This window comes from Halalkalibaculum sp. DA3122 (assembly GCF_043951865.1).
In the GTDB taxonomy this organism is placed as follows: Bacteria; Bacteroidota; Rhodothermia; order Balneolales; family Balneolaceae; genus JAMQKA01.
Genome location: NZ_JBINJF010000029.1, coordinates 24,642 through 45,401 on the forward strand (window position 1 = coordinate 24,642; position 20,760 = coordinate 45,401).

The window sequence follows — 20,760 nt, forward strand, 5'->3', positions numbered from 1 at the left end:
TACCGATGCCGATACTTTTCCACATCTGCCGCCCGCTTTCCCGAGCTGTTTGTACCGTCATCCTTGTCGGACTAGTTGCTCTTCCCACAGAAGCTCAGAACAACGCCGCGGGTGATACCACGCCCGGCCAGGCGGAACAGGTCAACCGTATCCTGAACCAGATGCAGCAGGAGATGCAGGGATCATCTGCCCAGGGTATTCCCGATTCCATCATTTCTCCTCCCACCCCCGGCCAGCAGCAGTTGCTGAACGATTCCACTCTTGCCATGTACCAACAGGCGATGTATGCCTACTACGAGTACCGGGTATCCGGGTTCCAGCACCGGAAAGAGGTGTTTGCCTGGCAGTTATTCTCTACCAAGCTGATCTTCTGGTCGGTCCTCTTCCTGGTACTCTCCGGGATCGGGTTTTCCGGTATCCAGTTTTACAAGTCGATAAAATTGGGACCGGGAGAAGGGGCTGGTCCCACAGGTGGTAGTGCCACTGAATTTGAAGCCTCCGCAAAGGGAATAAAGGTTACCTCACCTGTGCTGGGCATTATAATCCTCGTGATATCGCTGGCATTTTTCTACCTGTACCTGGTGTACGTATACCCGATCAGTGAAATTTTTTAGACTTTTTTGGGCCTCCTGACGCGAGTTTTAACCGACTGTGTACCGATGATGTATAAGAGTACCAATACAAATTAAATATAAGGATTTATAGCCAAGGACCCATTCCCCCCATTTGCTCCGGGTGATCCGGCATCCTCTTTCTCCTGTGCTCTTTTCGCCGAAAGGAATGTTTTTTTTCGATGAGAAAAAAACTCACCAGAGAATCCCAGATGTTGTTCTTCTTAAGGCACCAAAAGGGCTATTGCTGATCCACACCAGGTGGTTTACCGGGAACAGAACAGCTGCCGGTATTTTCTGGACTTTAGGTGCCCGAAATATCTGGGCGTACTCGTCCGGCCTCTGGATTTTTTGGGTTCGTTTTTGTTCACACAAAAACGAACACCTCTGCCACGGGAAAAGGGTACTGTTATATTTTACTTGGTCAATTTAGCCCGTATTTCTCACCAGGAAATTTGTTCTTCAGCAAGGCAAAGGGAATATGACCCGCAAACGTACCGCGTTGTACGTTGTGCAGATGATGTTCCCTTTAACGCAGCTGAAGGGCAAATCTCGCAGCGCTTTACACCCTGCCAACCAAAAAGACCGGTAAAATATAGGGTAAGATACTACCTGCCATTAGGTTACATGATTTATACATACATTATTGTGAGAAATGCGGGTTAGCATCCTCATCCTCTACATCATCATCTTTGTCAGATTCTCTCAGAATTTCCACGGCCATATCCCTGTACTTTTTAGCCTTATCATATTCAGGATGTATAGAGAGGGATTTTTCGAACAGTTCCAGGGCCCGCGACGGCTGGTTTTCACTCAACAAAATCACTCCTTTTTCGGTGAGTATTCGATAATTTTCAGGATTCACCCTGAGAATCTTATCGAGTTGCAGAATTCCCTTTTCCGCCTCTCCCCTCGCAACATAAGTGACTGCAAGATAGTGCCGTATATCTTCGTCATCGGGATCAATAGCCAACCCTTTTTTGAAGCATGATACCGCCCACCCATAGTTTTTCAACTGGTATTCACAAATCCCGACTAAGTACCAAACACGGCTGCTTTCTTTTGAGACCTGGTTGTAAAGAATTTCAACCGCTTTGCTGTATTTCTTCTGATTTAAAAGGTTCTGGGCATATTCTACTTTAAATTCCTCTTTTCCCGTTATTCTGACAAGCTCAGTCCAAAGAGGAGCCGCTTTCTTGAAATCACCGGTGTACTCATACAGTTTTGCCAGGCTCTTGTGGGCGCTTACACTATTGGAATTGGCCTCCAACGCTTTCAGATACCGCGATTCCGCCTCTTCCACTCTATTCAGACAAGCGGCTGCATTACCAGCATTTACGTAGAAGGTATCTTTAGGTTTAATCCGGATCGCCTCTTCGAAATATTCAATCGCCTCTTCATACCTCTTTTTTTGATGATATAACAGCCCCATGTTATTCAGTACGGTCGCATTTTCCGGATTTAATTCCAGCGCCTCCCTGTAGCATTTTTCCGCTTTTCCAAACTGTTGATTCAAAAAATGCCGGACTCCCGTGTTGTTTATTTCGGTCGAAGTATCCATAATACAATCTATTTAATCTAAAAAGTCATCTTTGATATCCAGCGCAAGCCCTTTCGCCATCTCGGGAATATCCAGCTGAGGATAAATAACCTCGATATCGTCAAGCGACAGATCAAACGGCTCCCCTTCCCTGTAGTGGATCGGAAATACAACACCGAACTGGATGTCGGGTCCCCACTCGAAACCGGCCAGGTTGTGCCTCCAGGTTTCTGAAACAGATACCAGCCATAAGTCCAGGCTGGCGCGTGCAAAGGCATTTACCGCAAAAGCAAACCTGGGATTCACCATTACTCGACCCTCCGCATCCAGTGCTATACCGAGCTGGGGAGTCCAGTTCACATCCACCATGGCTGAAGCTTCGCCCTGCAACCCCAGCGTACCCTGCAACTCAATTCCGCCGGTAAGACTGGCAATTCCGACACTGACGCCGAGCCCCAGGTCCCCTCTCAGCGTGAGCCCTGCATCAGCCGGTATCACAAAAAGTCCACGCCCGTGAACCGTGGTTTCTTCTTCTCTGTCAGGATTATAGGTAACCTCTGCATACAACTCCCGCAGCTGTCCCGGGCCAAACCCGGCGGCGAAATCCAGTCCACCCCTGATCTGGGCAACCAGTCCAATACTTCGCGGTCCCAGCGGAATGGCAAACAACGGGATTTCAATGGTCGGGGCGGTAAACAGGTTTTTCCTGAATTCTTTTCGCGGGAAAACGTCAACGGTATCGGGCAGGCCAATTCGCCCCTGTACTTCCATTTCACCGTTGGGGAGGAAGCGAACGCCGGCAGTAGCCGCAAGCCAGGGGGTAAGTTGCAGGGTTAGACTGCCTCCGCCATAGACGCTCATTGTGTCGTCAGGCTCCCCGGCCGGTTGGCCCTCTTCATTTACTGCGCGGTTGGTTGCCCCAAGCAACACATTTCCACTGAGCATGCCGCGGCTGTAGGCGGCGGTGCCCTCAATAGTGATGGCACCATCGATGTAGACAACCGACAATGTCGTATCGACGCCCGGGATGTCGGGCTCTGCGGTACCCACGACAGAGACGCTGTAATCTTCCTGCCCGCTCTCCCTGGTGACCGTCGCCTCCACCCGGCCACCGCGAATACCCGGCACATCCGGGCTGATATCGAAAGAGCCGCCGACCGAAAATCCCGCTTCCCCGTACCGCACGCTCAGTGTCCCCCGTTCAATGGCGGGAATATCAAGCTCGGCCTCCCCGTCCGCTTCGAAATTATTTTCGCTGTAAGTGGCCTGTATGGTGGCACTCCTGATACCCCTGACCTTGCCCTCCGGAATCCCGATTTCTCCACCGATGGTCCAGGTATTTTCTTTGTATTCAACACTGATTTCGGCGGGATCAAACAGTTCAGTATCAAAGTTGAACGCCCCCTCCAGCTCAAACCCGCCCGATGTTGAAGCCGCGGCCCCGACATGTCCTTCACCCACCCCCTGGATGCCAAAATTCGTCTCTCCCTCAATGCCCAGTCCACGTCCCGTGCTGTAAAAAATGCTGAGGGTGCTGCTGGTCAACTCAAACGGCGGGGGTACGTTGATCTCACCCAGCGCAAACGTTTTGCTGAGGATAACTTCGTTTCCCAGAATTGTGATATCGATATCCGCATCACGTATGAAGGGAATGCTGGGCAAAACCTTGCCTCTGGCCACGATACCCACGCCCGGCTGAATTTCAATGGAATCAACCCTTATGGGACTCATGCCCGGAAGGCGAAGACTGGCGGCAGCTCCACCCCTGAAGTAGCTCTGTACCGAATCCATATTGATATAACCGCCATAAATCCCCGGGATGGGAGTGATCGTCCAGTTCATATCCGGGTAGGAGGCGGAGACCGGTTTGGCCTGCTCTCTCCTTCTGCCCTCTGCGGCTTTATAGGCGTCTACATTTAGATGACCTCCCACTGTACCCCTGCCCTGTTCGGTATTCAGCGTATATCCCTTGAGATCTACCCGGGGCAGCCAGTTTTGCACCGGGAGCTGCGATTCCGGGGGCATCCGCAGACGCTGACCTCCGCCGGGTGAAGTAAAGATGAACGGCTCACTCTCTTCACCCATCTCGCGGACCTCCTCACCTTTAAGCGGTCGGAGTTTATCCAGGTGGGCATTCCGTATGATTTGTCCGACCGACCAGAACGTGTTGGGCTCTCCGCTGATATCACTCATCCCAAAATCATATTCAGTGAAAGTCACATCATACGTTCTCTTGATGACAATCCAGTCGGGAAGCGCAAGGTCGGGATACTCTTTCTGCAGTTCACTTTTTGCCGCCTGGATGCGGCGGCGTATCTCGTGCCCCAGTTTTGAACCGGCACTCATATTGGCTGTAGCTTCCAGGAGCTCATAGTTGGAGGCCTTATCCTCCCCTCCCAGCTGATCCTCTACAATATGATCAACCTGGAAACTGGCAGCACGGGGCCTGTCGTCCCAGAACGGTATTTTTGCCCTCTCTTTCAGTTCATCGCTTGTACCGATCAGATAGAAATTGCGATCCCGTTTCGCCCTGAACATGTACACATCACTTCCCGTCTTTCCGCCCTGGGCTTCGGCATCATTCACCATCTCCGAAACTTCACTCTCTACCGGGGAAGCTACATGAGACTTCCAGTTTTCGACCTGGTTGGTTTCAGATCTCGACTTGTTGATGGTAAGTTGTGGCGGAAATTTCCCCCTGTTTCTTCGTTTAAAGCGTGGCAAACTCAACCCGGGAATATGGAGGCTGGGGGGCGATACGGTCGTATCAAGGGCTATACCACGATGTTCTCCTTCATCTATGGTATAGGTATTTCGCGCGGCCGGTGCTGTATCAGCAGTGCCCGCGCCACTCGCCGAAGTTTCGTCATCCTGCTTCTGTATCCTCCCCCCGGTCTGCTGAATGGTGTGCGTGAGCTCGTGGGCGATCAGCGACTTCCCGGAACTGGTACCGGGATTAAACCTGTTGGCCCCGAAGTAGATATCATTCCCGTGGGTAAAGGCCTGAGCACGCAGGGCCTTGTTCATGCGGGTTGCTTCCGGCCCGGTATGGATGCGCACGTCGCTGAAGTCGCTCCCAAAACGGGGCTCCATGTAATTTTTAACCGGTCCGGGAAGGGAACTGCCCGCTCCCTTGCTTCTTCCCAGCACATTTTCAACACTGGACGGAACATGCCCGCTCCCACTCTCGTCAGTCTTGCGCATTACCGGCTCTTCTTGCTCATCGGTCCGGGTCTGCACCTCGGGCAGATCCTCTACGGGCTTCGTCTGCATTATTTCCTTCTCCGGCCCGGGAACCGGTTGCCGCCGGAGCGGCTCCTCTTCCCCCAGGGTTGCGCGCTGTATCGGGTCTTCTTCGTTTTTGAGAGACTGTCGCTGCAGTGTCTGGACCAGTTCATCCTCGTTTTCAACCTTCTCTTTGGGCTGCAGCATCCTGGAAATGCCCGGGGACACAGGGGGGGTCGGCAGCGGCTCCTCTTTATCCGAGGTCGGACCGGGCATTCTCATCACCTTGTCCGCGGCAGCATCCGCCTCCTGCTCAAATTTGTCATCGGGACTTCCGACCTCCAGTTTCGGCTGAATACCTGATGTGATCAGGGAGGAAAGGGCAACGTTGCGAGAAGGAATTGAATCCGGTGATCCTGACCCCTCCGAAATGACTGCCTGTAAACCGGATTTTTTCTGCAGTACGGAGGTCTTCGAACCGGGACTATTTGCCTCTTTTTGGGGCAGTAGCTTCTCCTGCGGAGCAGAACTTTTCCGCTGAATGGCAGCAGCCGAGGTGGCGGTGCTCTTATTGGTAGTTTCGGAAGCCTTGGTTGAATGCACCTTTTATCCCATCATAGTGTTCTGCCTTCTTTGATATATTCCTTGCGGATACCTTCGATGATATCTTTCTGCAGGATTTTGTCACGGTTGCGATGCAGAGCCATAAGGGAGGCGTACCGAACGGCATTCATGATGGAACCTCCCGACAATTCATATTTGCGTGCGATCTCTCCAAAATCAACCTCCTCATCCAGGTTGGCTGACCCGGGAAAGGCGTTATTCCACAGTTGCAGTCGTTCCTCCTTTTCAGGCAGGGGAAAATAGATGACCGATTGAAATCTCCGTGTAAAAGCCTCGTCGAGATTGCTTTTGAAATTCGTCGCTAAAATGACCGTACCTTCAAAATCTTCCATCCGCTGCAGCAGGTAAGAAATTTCCTGGTTGGCAAACCGGTCATGGGCGTCAGAAATTTCTGTTCGCTTTCCGAACAGTGCATCTGCCTCGTCAAAAAACAGGATCCAGTCCCTGTTCTGAGCTTTGTCAAAAACCTTGGCAAGATTTTTTTCCGTTTCACCGATATATTTCGATACCACCAGCGAAAGATCGACACGATACACATCTATTCCAGATGATTTTCCGAGCAGGGCGGCTGTCAAGGTTTTACCGGTCCCGGGCGGTCCATAAAACAGGGTTCTGTATCCCGGCAGTACCCGCTTTTTGAGTTCCCAGTCATTCATCAACGTTTTCCCATGTTTCAGCCAGGCCTGTACCTCCTCGATCTGGTCGACCGTCTCATAGGGCAATACAAGATCATCCCAGCTCAGAGGGGTCGTTATTCTTTTGGCCGGGAAGTCGGCGTTAAATTCCGGCTTCCTGACCTCACCCGTAGTAAAATGAACTACATACTCCTCCGACAGCAGGAGTGCCCCGCTCAGCGGAGGCTCATCGTCAGAAATATTCTTCAATCTCAGAATATTCTCTTTCGCAAAAAAATGGTCCTTCTCCAATAGGTACCTGTACTGAAACCGCCGTTCCAGGTCGGCCCCTGCCAGGAGAAACAGGGCGGTCTCACCTGTTGGTATAAAACCGCTGTAAGCATCGCCTTTCAACCCGCCGAACTCGGTGAACCCCCGTTCGAAATGCGTGTTCCTGGTAAAAAAGACATCGAGCAGCTGGGGACGAACATGGGGGATCAGCGCCAGCAACAACACGATTCGCCCGGCTGAGTCAATCTTTTTCTCTTCCAGGAACCGCGAGTAGTTCGAAGCCGGTCCATCCAAAGATGGCTGGGGAACGTCCAACACATCGGCATACCGGCATTCCTTGCCGAAATACAACTTGATGCGGGTGTCCAGGACCCTGGAAAACCACTCCAGCTCTTTTGACAGGTGTCGGGCATTTGACATAATCTATCTCCATTCTACATACAGCGGTTTGGGCATCCAGTGGTTCCTGATGACCGAAATTCCCCAGGGCAGTCGATCGATCAGCATATCATAGGTTTTCGACTCCACGTGCAGCAACCATTTTTCTTTCTCATGGTGCAGTCGTCCATTCCTTTTTAAAAAAGCTTCACGGAATCCTCCCACAGAGCTATTTTTCAACGCTTTCCAGTGGTCTATGGCAGACTGTATGAGCTCCACGGCCTCATTTTTCTCCGATTCCGACAAAAAAACTTTGGACGGGAGAGGCCGATCTACGGGATATCCACACAGTATCTTGTTCAACACCATCAGGTATTCATAACTTTTATCAGATCCTGTTGCCATAAATTGCAACAGGTGAACAGCCTTGACGTGGGCCGTCTCATCAATAAACTCCCGGTCCACCAGCAGCTCCAGCTTTCGGAAAAAACGGGCCAGATACGGCCAGAGCAACACCAGCCCGGCATTGGCTATGTAATATTCTTCTGTCTCTTGCAGCTGATTTGACTCCCTTACTTCCAATTCAGCATTTTTTTCAGACACGTGGTCAGAAGCAATTATATTTTGTGCCGGTTTCTCCGATTCCGCCGCAGCATCGGGAATTAACTTCAGTTCTTTCCGGAGCCGTTGTTTCAGTTTTACCAACGAGGAATAGCTTGACAACTGCCGGTAATCTCCTGCCGCTTTAACGTTTCGCAGAAGTTCCCCCCTCCATTCGTTCAGGCCCGCTTCAGTGGCCAAACTTTCCAGTTCCTCAACCCATGCCGGTTCTACATACAGGATGCCTCCAGCGGAACGCTTGACGCGATTATCAGTATTCATATCGACAAGGAATTGGCGGAATTGCTCTGTCGCAATATCCTTCAATACCAGGCGACCCAACCAGGACTGTTCCAATGCACTTCGGACAGGAACTCCTTCGATCATTCTGCGCTTGAGTCGTCTGAGTACTTTTCTATAGGCCGATGCCAGCGATTCGGAATGCTCGTTGCTCATTTCTTCCAATATCGAGGCAAAAAGCCGCTGCGATACCTCCATCCGGGCGGTTTGTCGTTTGAATTGAACAACATTTTGCAGCAAGTATTCCCGGACCGTTCGGCGACTTTCTGGAGATGGTGAGAATCTCCATATTTTTTCTCGACTTAAGAACCCAATCAGTTCCATAACTTCCCTCGTAGCAGATTGCAGCATTGGATTCACAAAACCGGCAATCTTAGATATCGAATCATCTCCAAACTGAATCGCAACGCGCTTCCTGGTTCTTGGGTCAGCTATCGCCTCGACCATCTCTTTTTTGACTTTTTCACAGGTATTTTCGAGCAGATAAAGGAATAGTGATTCCGGATCCTTCAGCGGTCCCTCCAGCATGCCTTGGCCCACAAACCACGGATAACGCCCGCTACGCATGTAATAGAAAAAGATCTCCAGATAAAGCTCCTCGCGGCTCTTCCACCGCTCCCTTTCTGCCTGACGGTCCAGGTCATTGCCGGTATATTCCGCTAATTTTTCCCGTAATTTAGCTTGCACCCTGCTCACCAGCTCATCTTCCAGCGATGGGTACGCCAGCGTTTCCAGGTCCAGCTCCAGGTGATCCAGTACAATCCAGCGGTCACCGGCCAACTCCTGGAAAAGCGCTTCCAGCACCGGTTTCAGTTTAGTCTGAACCAGCCTGCTCACCCGGTCCTGGATTTCATGAGCGCGGTCCGGGCTTTGAACCGAAAGTTCAACCCGGAGTTTGTCTATGATATGTTCCCTCGGTATTTCCATCGCTCTTATTTCGCAACGGTGTCTTCAAGATTTGCAAGCAAACCAGCCAGATTCCTTTTGCCCGTTCGCTCGGCCACGGCTTTTATTTCACTGATCGATTTCGAAAGCGACTTCCGGGGGTCCATCTCCAGGCCTGCATTCTTCAGGGTTTCAACCTGGTTCGATACAGACTTTAAAAGCTGCCCCATCTTGCTGTTGGTCGCTATATCTTTCTTTTGGTTGACAGCCAGCTCCATAAGCTGGGTCACCTGCTGGTCATATATGCCATACATATAGGTCTTTTCCTCGTCGCTGGCATCGGCCGCCTTTTCGGTGATGAGTTCGGTGGCCTCCGAAAGCATCGAGGAGTAGGCCCCTGCGATCTCTGCATTCTTTTTGCCCTCCTCATATTTTTTTCGCTCCTCCCCGCTTTTCAGCTCATCCCTGATGTTTACCATGTAGTCCCTGGCTCGTTTCAGGATGATATTTTCGCCGCCAAAAAGCTCCCGGTCCATCTCCGGGTTGCTGTAGTTCTCGAGTCTCGTCAAACGGTTATCAAAACCGGTGGTCAGACGATCTGACGGCCCGGGCTGTTCTTCCTCAAAAGGTACTTCAATCAACTGGTCAACTTCTGCCGGGCAGCCGTTTTCTGAGATAACATGAAGCACCACGCGGTGTTTACCGCCGGTATTCAGGAACGTGTGCTCCGGCGACTCTTCCCTGTATCTTGTGCCGTCAAAGACCCATAGATATGTTTTGATATCGCCCTTACCAGTATAGTGGAACTTCATCCGGGTAGCCCTGATCCCCAGGTCTAAAACTTCCGACTCGAAACCGGCTGCGGGCCCTTCCAGGATTTTGACCTCGATAGACGCATCAAGGTATTTGAAGGTATACTCCCCGGGAGCATATCCCTTGGGAACAAAAAACTGTTTGTTATCCTGCTTTTGTACTCCGGAAACATCATCGCCGGCAATCTCTTCTCCAGCGGGCTTCGTCTTAAACAGGTAAAGCCTGTCGTCCGTATTACAATAGGTTTTTTCGCCAAATTCCTTGCTCGGCTGCAGGTCGAATTCCGTCTCTATGTGCCGGGGGATCTCTACACTCTTGCTGACGGCATCCGAACACTCCTGTTTCCAGGCCGTCAGGGTCACAATTGCCTGATCCTGGTCATAGTCCCGGTAAATATGCACCGGGTCGGACTGGGTAGAGCTGGCCCCATCTCCAAAATCCCACTCGTAACTCTGTGCGCCCCCGGAATTATTGTAAAAGGATACCTCAACACTCCCGTCATCCAACTGACTGACTTCAAAACTGAAGTCAGCCCGGGGATCGAACACTTTGGCGTTAAACACCACGGTACGACTGTTGACCCTGTAGGTGAATTGAACATCCTCGGCAGACGGATTGGATTCGGAAGGCTGGAAATACCAGGTGTTGCCCTCTTTGGTAACGCCACCGGCTGAGCCCTCCACCACTCCACCCGCCGGATCCGTAACAAATGGATATTTAGATTTATCGTCTTTGCAAAATCGACTTTCCGAAAGTGAAAAATTGATTTGTGAAATTACCATGGTGGCCAGCTCCGGGCAGTCGTTTTTGCAAAGATAGGGAAGCGCGAAGTCGGCTACCACCACGTTATCCGGGGGAATATCCCTGGGAATAAAGCCGGGCAGTCGTTCAATGCGTTCCAACACGCCCTCTTCAATCTCCCTGATCTTTTCCCTTTCAATATTGATCTCTTTTTCCGACGCCACTTCACTAAATTCTTTCAGAACGGCGTCATAATATTCCAACAGTTTACTTTTTTCGTAATCAGAATAGGATCTTTTTGCTCCGCCTCCCGATTCCTCTTTTACCTCTGTGGGAGGTGCAAAACCAGCAGCACCCACTTCTTCGGCGGCCAGGGCGACAGCCCCGGTAACATCCCGGCGGATGAGTGGTCCTGCTTCATTTCGATCTATATAGACCAGCACAAAGGTGCCGCCCCGGGGCACCCCGGCCATATGCTCCAACCCGGAATGGCGGGCGGCAAAATTGGAGAAAAGATTCAGCTTTTTAAATTCATCGACGCGTTCCTGGTAAAGCAAATAGAGCTTTTTCATCTTCTTTATACTGCAGCTGTAAATCAGCTTGTCAAGCCGGAAGAGTATTATTTGCTCGCGCCCGTCCAATTTCTCCCCACTGTCTTCTTTTTCTTTGAGCAACTGCTTGTAATCAACCGCTGTCTGAATCAGCGTGTCAAAGCTCCCCTCCAGCTCTGTGATATCGAGATTTTCCAGCCGGGGAGGTATTTTGTTCAGGACCTGCTGAATATTATTGGCAAGCTGGGCCGGTTTCAACATCAGGAAAACCCACTCATTCAGATTCAGGTCAATAAGGGCGGGATCATAATTCAGAATGACATCCAGGTAACTTTGGCCCTTGCCGCTCTCCGAAACCATCGCGTCATAATAGTAGCCGAATGTGCCCTCTTTTGTTTCGGGATACGTATATGTGCCCGTGATGGGAGAATAATAGGTAGACATCTTCCCAATTTTTTGCCTGAGCAGCGTTTCCTTCTTGCCCTCTTCCTCTTTCCGCTTCCAGTAATCGTCTATCTCTTTTCTCCCTGTTTCCGCGCTTGTACCGGCCCTCTTTTCAACCATCTCACCGGCGATCTTTTCTTCGGCTGTTTTCTGTGTCTCCAGCGTTTTTTTCTTTACCTCCAACCCGCGGAAAAACTGCATCTCCTCGTCCAGCAGGAACCGCAGCTCGGTACTGAAGGTTTCATAAAGATTCTCTAAATCCCTGAACCGGCACTCGAAGGTAAGTTTGGTGTTGTCAAACCGCCGGCCAAGCTTTACTCCAACGACTTTGATCGGCAGGCTGAACCGTTCCCGCATGCTGTCGATTTCGTCAACGGCCTGTTCATACGGTTTGCCTATATGTCCCTCTACCCGGAAATTTTGATACTGCATATTTGAATGCAGAAGCGCCTCGACGGTACAGTTGTCCCGATGTTGTCCCTCATTATACGCCTCGGAGTGGTAGGATGGGATGCGATTTGATTTGAATATTTTTGTCTTGCGGTAACTCCACTTTTTTACCAAATCCACATTTTTTTTGATGTTGTAGTAATAGGGAATGGAGCGCTTGCTCAACGGGTATTCTGCCGTTCTATCCGGTGTGATCCGGATTTCTGTATCCGTACCCGGAACCGGCTGAACATCAAATCCCTGAACCATGTGATCCATGCGCTCAAATAAAAGCAGCACTTTACTACGCTTGTCTTTCTGATCATTCAATACGGGACTCGGCTGGAAGTAGTGGCGAAAGGGGGTCCGTTGATCCCTTTGTTCGGGTTGGGCCGGCCCCAGCATAAGATGGCGTTCAAATAACAGGGGATTCGGGCAGCAGGCGGAGGTCACTTCGCAGGCGGTATCGCGAAACTCGTCGCAGGCGCCGGCTAAATCTTTCAAAAAATCGTAGGCGTATTGAATTGCATAGGGTGAACCGCTGAGGCGATGTTTGATCAGCTTGTAAAGCCCGTTCTGCTCGTAATCTCCTTCATCAAAACCGGGAAAAGGAGATTCCGGGTAGTGATCTTCCAGCAGCGGTTTAAAGAACCCGTAGCTTTTTGCCAGGGCCTGTCCCACCCGAACGGAGGCCTGTTGAATAATCGGCAGGTAATCCGATACCAGCTGCTGGTACTGAACGTAGTGATCGAGCGAGAGATCTTTATCCCTGTAATACCCCGGCCGCTCGATACATAAGTGATCCAGGTTAGAGCAGATATTGGCACGATTCCGGAGCTCATCTTCCGAGGTCGATTCATCCCGGCTGATCATTCGCACCAGGTCCTTTTTTTCAACCAGAAGCTTGCGCACGGCAAACTCCCGGCGGATTCCCTCTTCATCACAATCGTCACCGCAGCAGTCGTCGGTATCTACATCCTCTATCTCCTGGTATAGCAGGATACAGTATTCAGAAAAATCGAGCGTAAATGAGGTTTCTCCCTCCTCAATTGTTATACCATCATCCCAGTCCAGGGGGTAACATGTCTCGGTCTCTTCAACCTTTTGTTTTTCTTCACTGGTAAGCAGCTCCCAGAGATTAATCTGCCTGCCCGTATCCGGATTAAGAAAGGGGGGATATCTCCCCGCGGTTTCCCCATCCCCGTCGCCTGCTCCCGTCATCTTCTTGTCGGTGTATCGCTTGATAAACCTGCATTCGCTTTCCCCGATTCCGACCAGGTACCCCCGGGAGGTCACCCCCACTCCTTCCGTCAATAAAATGGTGTCGGAAGCCGGGTGTTGTACTTCCAACCCACAGACAATGCCGATGCCGACAAGGTGGCTGCGGGTCATCCTGTCCTGCTCGTCCAGGTACGTTCTGAGCTCATTAAGGTGGTGGGCGCTAAGGACCTGGTCCTCTTCAAAAATCGGGAAAAATCGCTTGTGCGTATTCATATTACTCCGGGTTAAATGTTCCTAAAACGGTATTATCAAGCAACATCGGGTTATCATCGCTGTCTTCCCTGTAATCGTGCAGGGTGGCAACGGGATATACGCTTCGAATTTGTCTCATAACCTCAATCAGCTTTCCCAGCTTGTCCCTGAGTTCCCCGGGATCCGGGGTGGGCTTTGCCTTTGTTTCAAGCCAGTCTCTATATACCGGCTCAAAATCCTTCATATCTTTTTGATCGGCCCAGCAGATTTTCAGATGTACATGGGCCGGGGCTTCCATTCTGATTGTCTTTTCCAGGAACCGCCTGAACGCCATATCGTCAAACCGGTCGGGCCAATAGGGTACGATGAGCGAAACCCTGAACGAGTATGGATCCAGGTATCCCGGGCAATCGTTGCAGTTCTTTTGGACGCACGCGGGGAGCTTTGGATCATCCTTCTCTTCGGGCCTCAACAGGATATGCTCTATCAGGTGAAAGCCCTCCCTGTTGCATTTCCCTGACAGCGCCGCAATCATCACGGCTACAATGCGGTCCCGTTCCTTCTCTCCTTCGTACAAAATGCCGGTGCCAATTATTTCTCCATTCTTCCCGATCAAATTGAAGTAATACCGGCCGTCCGAGGCCTCCGATAGCTCATAGTTTTCGAAGTCGACACCTGCTATTTTGACCGCCTCAATACCTTTTTCACAATTCTCCCTGCGGGTGTATCCCTCACTTCGGAGTACAATTTCATCCTCCGGAAGCACCAGCCTGAACCGCCATTCGCCTCCCTCATCCCGGTAGATCTCAAACAGCTCGTCGGGATCTTTGCAGCTCAACCTACGTCGATCGTAGCGCTCGATACCCAGGAGCCGGCTTGCCCGCTTTTCCAGTCCCGATACATTTTCGGTGCCCCAGACCTCGCCCTCCGCCTTGTAATTAAAACCCCTGCCCCGGGAGCTCGAAATGGCGGGATACTCCTGTAAAAATTCGATTTTATCATGGATCAGATCGGGCGCAGTGTGCTCCCCGGGCTGCCGGGAAAACATCAGCAGCACGTAGTCAGTAAACGATTCCCCAAAACGGGCCAGCAGGTGATCCAGGAATCGATTACGGCGGTTCTCAAAGGTCTTCTTACTCTCCACGATTTCATCCAGTTTCTTTACAAAATGCGTGGAGGATTCATCCCCGAGCCCTGTCTCTTTCTTGTACTTCTCCCATTTTGATCTGAATGTGTTATAATCGTCAAGGTCTATGCCCGCTTGCCCGGAAATTTCCTGGATAAAGTCTTTGATCACCTGGTAAATATGCGGTGACTCCTCGCCATTAAAAAGAACCTCGAGCCCCGGATCGCCTTCCGGGAAGGCAAAACTTTGGGGAAGATCATATAACACCTGGTAAAAGTAGGTCTGGTGGATATCGGGGCTTAATGAAAAAAGGTTCTTCAAGTTGGCCAGCTGAGAGAGATAATTCGCCAGCATTTGATCGTATAAAGTGAGATACGCTTTCAGCTGTTTGGCCTGGGCCCTCCGTCTGTCCGTAACGACTCCCGGTATCCCTGCACTGCCCACCCCGTAGGTCAGCGGGAGCTGTTCCTGGATAGATGTAAATCGCGCTACATTCCGGTTCTGTCCATTTGGGATCGAAAGGTCGTATTCCTCGTCAGCAGAAAGCTTGCTGTTGCGTTCCAGCTCCTCCAGCTCTTTTACATACCGCGCAACCTTGTCAGCATTGGGTTTATATGGCAAATTCTCTTTAAAAAGGTCGATATCGGAAAGCCCGGGGCTAAAGCGTGGCACCCGGCCTTCTCCGACCGTGTGGCACCATTTTATTTTGTCATTGAGGGTCTCTCCTTTATAAATATTAGCCAGGAGAACATTTTCAACGGATTTGACACCTTCTACATCCATCATAATCTGAATAATGTCGGAGACGAATATCTGCTTCTTGATTTCGGCTTTCTCCAACTCCCCGGAGGAGATAAATCCATGATCAAGAGCGGGCCCTTCAAAAATTGCGTCAGTTGGAATATCCATATCCATCATCTCTCTCAGGGAGTAAAAATATACCTGTGGGGCAATATGGTGGTCGATCCGGTGGTACAATTCAGCCAGTACCCGTTCCAGCTCTGCATCGTTATCAAGGGCTACATCCGCACACACCCTTATTTTTTCGACGTCGAGTCCCCGGAACTCTTCGAAATCTTCGCACAGGCTCCGGTTTTCATGCAGCCGGTAAAACGCTGTTCTCCCGATACGCAAAGCCGAAACAGTTTTTTCCCTGTACTGCTGAAGCAGGGATTCATCCTCAATTCGGTCCTCGACATCCTTCAGAGGGATATCCCTGTCTGTAGCTTTTATCGTCATCTCCTCCCCGTAGCTCCGCCCGCCCGCCTTGATTTGGACCGTTCCCTTAAACCTGGTCTCGCTTGTACGTTCAATACTTGCAAGGCTGACCTCCTCGATATTTCCCGGTTGGATCTCCTTGTTCAACCAGGTACTCCAGTCGGGGAACCGGATAATCAGCCGCTCGTCACGGTCTTCTTCATCCGGATCGGCATAGAGATCGATCTCGAAAACAAAATCATTCAGGTCGCCGAGCTCCTCGTCCTCATCGAGCTCGAGCGTCACACGGTACAGCCCCTGCAAATTGATCCGCTTCGTATGCTCGTTCGCCTCCGGCTGCCATCCCCCTTTTTTACAGTTCAGGTACAGTTCCGGGTATGTCTCCCACAGCGGTTCCAGCCAGGCGTTTTTAACACCCTCGATATCGATCAGGATCCGGCGATAGTCCTGCAGGGTAACCGGTTTGGAGGTTAATATTTCGCGCGCCGTATGGAAATGGTCCTCCTGTTTGGGACCAGGTGCCGACTGGTCGGCCAGCAGATCTCCGATATCATAAGACGTCCGGTATCCCAGGTCGGTAATAGCATAGTACAGGAGTTCCAGGAGGGTGATGCCGGGGTCATGAATATTATAGTCGGTCCACAAACTGCCCGAGAGCTGCTCAATATGTTTCATTCCCTGTTCTCGCAGAAAAGCGTAATCCTGGCTGGGAGCCAGATCCGGATTTTTCGGTATGGTGATAGAGTCATTCATACAATCGTGCAGGTAGAGTGCTCGTTGATTATGTGCAGTTTGTGTGAGACCAAAATAGAACGGGCTGTGGTAACGGTTATCCGCTCCAGATCCCGGTTTTTGAGGGTGTCTTCCACAAAATGGTGCATTTTGAAATCGGTGACATACCTCACATACGGGCGTTCCTCCACAAAATTGAGAATCAGTGACTTGTGGGTACCACCCCCGAACGCGATATCTTTGCCCTCCCCAAAAGCCCAGGGCGACAGGAAGCGGGCGATCTCGTCCACCAGTTTTTGCCGGTAGTGTCCTTCATCCACCTCATCAACCAAATTTACGTAACACTCGACCTGGACCTGTTCAAAAAGGGGATTGATCACTTTCAACTTTTGAGCGGCAAACGCCGATATTTTTGCGGATATAAATTTCTCGATCTTGTCCCGCACATTCAGGCTGAGCCGGGGTTTGAGGGGTTCTACCGCATTTTTGTTCTTCAAGTCGGGTACCACTACCAGCGTTACATATCCCGGTGCAAATTCAGCCGTAACTTTCCCGCCGTTCAAATCATAATTGTAGGTGCTGTGGTTGACACATTTGGCCTTGTAGACTTCCGGGAAATGCTCCATCACCAGCCGCTCGTAATCCCAGATTGACACGCCTCTTTCCTTGTGTCTCAAACGCTCGCTAACCCGGCGGTAAAATTCGATATCCTGTTCGGGTATTTTCCCGCCCTCGGATGCGTACGGTTGCTGTATCTTCTTTATTTCCGAGCGCTTGGTCTTCAGCTTGCTGATCGTCCCGGCCTTGAGGGTGGTGTCCAAAAAGTTTGGATCGTTATCGTGGTCGACAAATTCGGCCGTAATCGCCTGGGCCCGTACATCCACCAGGCGACATACCGCATCGGGGTTACCGGAAACCGCGGCTTTTATCCAGTAGTGCGCTCCGGGAAACAAGGTCGAATTGTTGGTGGCCTGCTTCGGGATATTGATTCGCACGATACCGGTGGTCAGGAAGTCGTTCGTTGAATCACGGACCAGTTCTTCCGGCTGGAATACCTCCCAATGATTGCCGGCAAGGTAAAACCATTTTAGTGTCAGCTTGTCGAGAGAAGGATCGGCGCTGCCCTCGGCAACTCTGAATAAAAGTGATAGTTGCTGTGGTGGTTTTAGCCCGGAAATTCCAACAAAAAACTCCCCGTCATGCCAGTTGATCCCACCGCCCTCAGCGTGGCTGAATCGCGGCAGCAGGGGAATGGTATCGCCGGTGGTGGTCAGTGCTGAATGGACTTCTTTCTCTCCGAAGGGATAATTGTGAAAAAGATAACTCGTTCGCTTTTCAAAGCCGGCCGTATTTCGGGGCTCCACAGTAGCCCGGGCCTTGTAATCCAGTTCTATTGAGCTGATTTTAGGAGTATAGGGTTCACGGGGGAGCACAGTCTTTTCGTTTATAACCTGCTGTGTAAGCAGAGTGGGGTACAGTTTGTGCCCAAAGGCTTGTTGCGGTGCACTCAGTACAAGTCGTATAAACCCTCTTTTCAACGAGACATCAAATTGGTCGATCGGCCCCAGGCCGGCATCCGGTTCCATCTGTATTTCAGGTTCATTACCGGAATTGGCCGAAATTGACGTCGGTGATTCTGTGAAATTTGATGGGAAAAGCGTTTTTTCATAGCGCTGAGGTGCTTCCGGTTTCCAGGCACCCTCCCTTAAAATTTGCAAGTTTGCCTTAAAGCTGCTGTTGGCGGGGGAATACCCGGTAACCGGGTTAACCATTCCTGTTTCCCCACCCGTGGAATAATTGTAGTGATCTTCCAGCTTTGCTTCCGGCCATTCATGCCACTGAACATGTAATGTGACCGAGTCCAGTTTTTTCTGAAAAACTTCCGTACTTCCGATCAAGAATGCCGACCCTATCGAAGGTGAAGGGCCAAACGGCTGAAACGGCTTTGAGGGATCCAGGATACCGAGCTCATTTTGGAGTACGAGACTCTTCATCCCCTGCACCTCCACTGTAATATTTACTTGTTGGACGGTGATATTTTTCAACGTGGCATACCCGTACTTCCCCGGATCCAAATTTTGATTCAACACCAGCTTCAGTACGGGCCACTCCGTTTGGTATTCACCGCCGTGCATTTCCTTCTCATATCCTGTAACAGGGGATACACTTCGGGGAAGGGTGATCTCTAACTTTAACATGGGGCCTTCTTCGGATGTGTCGGATTCAAGTGATACCTGTGCCCCCTCTATACCCTCCAGGTCCAGCCACTCTTTCTCGGTTGTGACAAAACAGCGAAACAGCCGATCCCTGGTGGACTTATCCAGTTTCGGGGACTGGTTGCAGAGTATCTCAAGCGTGATGGTCCGCGTACCTTCAGAAAGGTGCAGGATGGGAGAAGAAATGGAAAATCCCACCTCCGAGAACTGCATGGTGGCCTCGTCGCCAGCCAGGTATTCAAAACTCCCGTCGGGACGCTCTGCCCGTTGGGATTCACCAAACGCCTTCCACCCCGCCGGGGGATTATCCAACGGGGTGCCGGTTCCCTCTTTCGAATTGGCGATTGATTTTTCATACACCCGGTACTGGTCCTCCTTGTCGACATAAACCGATTTCAGGGCTACAACGCTCGCTTTGTTCAGGACAACCTCGGAAAGAGACTTGTAGAACACATCTTTGCCCTTGGCATCTTTACCGGCTTTAAACAGCGTACCGGACTCCAGTTTGTATGTGTCCACATGCTTTGCCAGTTCAACAAGCAGATCCACACGGTCGGGTACGGCTTCCTTTCGATCCAGCTTTAGCACCTCTTCGTAGTAAAAATCAAGGTGTTTGCCGGTTAATGTGTTGATGTGGTCCTGTGCATGGCGGAACAGCTTTAAAAACGTGAGCATCAGCCCCATCTGAGGCTCATGACCGGAAAACCTCGTCAGGGTCTCCTCGATAAAACCGGGCGACCTTTCACGGGTTCTCTTAAGGGCGGTGATAAAAGATGCGGCCACTTTTTTGACGGGTGGGAACCCGGACCGAACCCGCTGTTTAATCGTACCGCCGGGAGGTAAATAGATAGTGTCGTTTTCTTCAACCGAAGTGTAAAATGTGGCCCAGTTCTCCGTATTGCCCGTTTCTTCGGTTTCACCGATCCACACCTCCTGCAACTCCCCTGTTTCAAGCCCGGTAAAATGCTCGATGGATGTATTGCAGAAATCCCCCTCATCCAGGTATTCCTTGTCTACAAGGTTCGTACCCGACAAGGCCCCTTTGTAATACCCGATACATTTTTCCAGTTCGGTGCGGAGTTGTGACGTTATCAAAACGTGAAGGTGTTCCTGGAACTGGTATTCGGCCGGGACTTTTCCATACCAGGAATCGAGCTGCACGGCAAGCGTCCCGATAATATCAAACAGCGTCTTGAAGGCCCGGCGAACGTTCTGATAGGTAGTGTCATCGTCAAATATCACCTTCTCTATCTTCTCTATACAGGGATTGAACGCGGTAGGATCCTCGACTGTCAACAGGGCGATTACGGAGGTGATATCTCCTGAAAAAAAGGGACGCCAGTCGCCGGAAGGGATGTTGTCCGGTTGGTAGTACTGGAGCTCTTCAGCATAGCGGACCACAAATTCGAGCAAATCAGCGAGCGAGCGCTCATCGACTTTTGCATAGGCCGGATCAAGCGCTTCAGGCATTCGCCTGGACTGGCTGACACCGTCTCGAACCAGTGGATTTCGATATGTACAGCTGTTTTCAGGCATTAGTCAATATTTGATCCTTCCTCCTTGTAAAAAGGAAAGACATAGTTGAACCGTGAGTTTGTTTTCTTGATCTCGTATTCCAGGGTAATATCGATCCGCCCCTCATGTTGAAAAGGCACGAGAGTCAGGTCGATTAGTCGAATGCGCGGCTCAAAGTACAGTATCGCGTCCCGGACTACCTCGGTCATATAGGTGATCATGGTGGTGTCGATGGGCTCAAACTGGAACTGTGACAGGTCACATCCATACCTTGGCTGCATCACCCGTTCGCCTGTCATAGTGGTAAACAGGATCGTGAGGCTGAGATTAATATCCTCGGCTCCCTGCGTCATGTCCACGCTCCTGCTTCCCCTGACAAAGGCAGGCGGAAAGCCCCAGCCTCTTCCCAAAAATGATCTGCCTTCATCCATAAT

9 protein-coding genes are annotated in these 20,760 nt (G+C 50.9%); 1 reads left to right on the forward strand and 8 read right to left on the reverse strand.

Annotated features, from left to right (window positions below; genetic code table 11):
* Positions 1–5 precede the first annotated feature (5 nt).
* Positions 6–614, forward strand: a complete 609-nt coding sequence (locus ACG2F4_RS15700; RefSeq protein WP_395261834.1) for a hypothetical protein — start codon at positions 6–8, stop codon at positions 612–614.
* A 640-nt stretch (positions 615–1,254) separates the two neighbouring features.
* Here ACG2F4_RS15700 and ACG2F4_RS15705 read toward each other — a convergent pair.
* Genes ACG2F4_RS15705 through ACG2F4_RS15740 form a run of 8 tightly spaced genes read right to left on the reverse strand, consistent with a single transcriptional unit; the run spans position 1,255 to position 20,757 of the window.
* The gene (locus tag ACG2F4_RS15705; protein ID WP_395261835.1) at positions 1,255–2,172 is read right to left on the reverse strand and encodes a tetratricopeptide repeat protein; all 918 of its coding nucleotides are present in this window, start codon (positions 2,170–2,172) and stop codon (positions 1,255–1,257) included.
* Positions 2,173–2,184: 12 nt separating this feature from the next.
* Positions 2,185–5,979 (reverse strand): DUF4157 domain-containing protein, encoded by a 3,795-nt coding sequence (locus ACG2F4_RS15710; RefSeq protein WP_395261836.1) that lies wholly within the window; start codon positions 5,977–5,979, stop codon positions 2,185–2,187.
* 11 nt (positions 5,980–5,990) lie between these two features.
* Positions 5,991–7,325 (reverse strand): ATP-binding protein, encoded by a 1,335-nt coding sequence (locus tag ACG2F4_RS15715; RefSeq protein ID WP_395261837.1) that lies wholly within the window; start codon positions 7,323–7,325, stop codon positions 5,991–5,993.
* Positions 7,326–7,328: 3 nt separating this feature from the next.
* The gene (locus tag ACG2F4_RS15720) at positions 7,329–9,110 is read right to left on the reverse strand and encodes a contractile injection system tape measure protein (RefSeq protein ID WP_395261838.1); all 1,782 of its coding nucleotides are present in this window, start codon (positions 9,108–9,110) and stop codon (positions 7,329–7,331) included.
* Positions 9,111–9,115: 5 nt separating this feature from the next.
* Positions 9,116–13,540, reverse strand: coding sequence for a PKD domain-containing protein (locus ACG2F4_RS15725; RefSeq protein ID WP_395261839.1), 4,425 nt, complete (start codon positions 13,538–13,540; stop codon positions 9,116–9,118).
* Between the two features lies 1 nt (position 13,541).
* Complete coding sequence (locus tag ACG2F4_RS15730) at positions 13,542–16,616, reverse strand: DUF1508 domain-containing protein (RefSeq protein WP_395261840.1); 3,075 nt, start codon at positions 16,614–16,616, stop codon at positions 13,542–13,544.
* On the reverse strand, positions 16,613–20,347 hold the full coding sequence (locus ACG2F4_RS15735) for a baseplate J/gp47 family protein (RefSeq protein ID WP_395261841.1): 3,735 nt from the start codon (positions 20,345–20,347) through the stop codon (positions 16,613–16,615). The genes ACG2F4_RS15730 and ACG2F4_RS15735 overlap by 4 nt, the downstream gene beginning before the upstream one ends.
* Positions 20,347–20,757 (reverse strand): GPW/gp25 family protein, encoded by a 411-nt coding sequence (locus tag ACG2F4_RS15740; RefSeq protein ID WP_395261842.1) that lies wholly within the window; start codon positions 20,755–20,757, stop codon positions 20,347–20,349. The genes ACG2F4_RS15735 and ACG2F4_RS15740 overlap by 1 nt, the downstream gene beginning before the upstream one ends.
* Positions 20,758–20,760 lie beyond the last annotated feature (3 nt).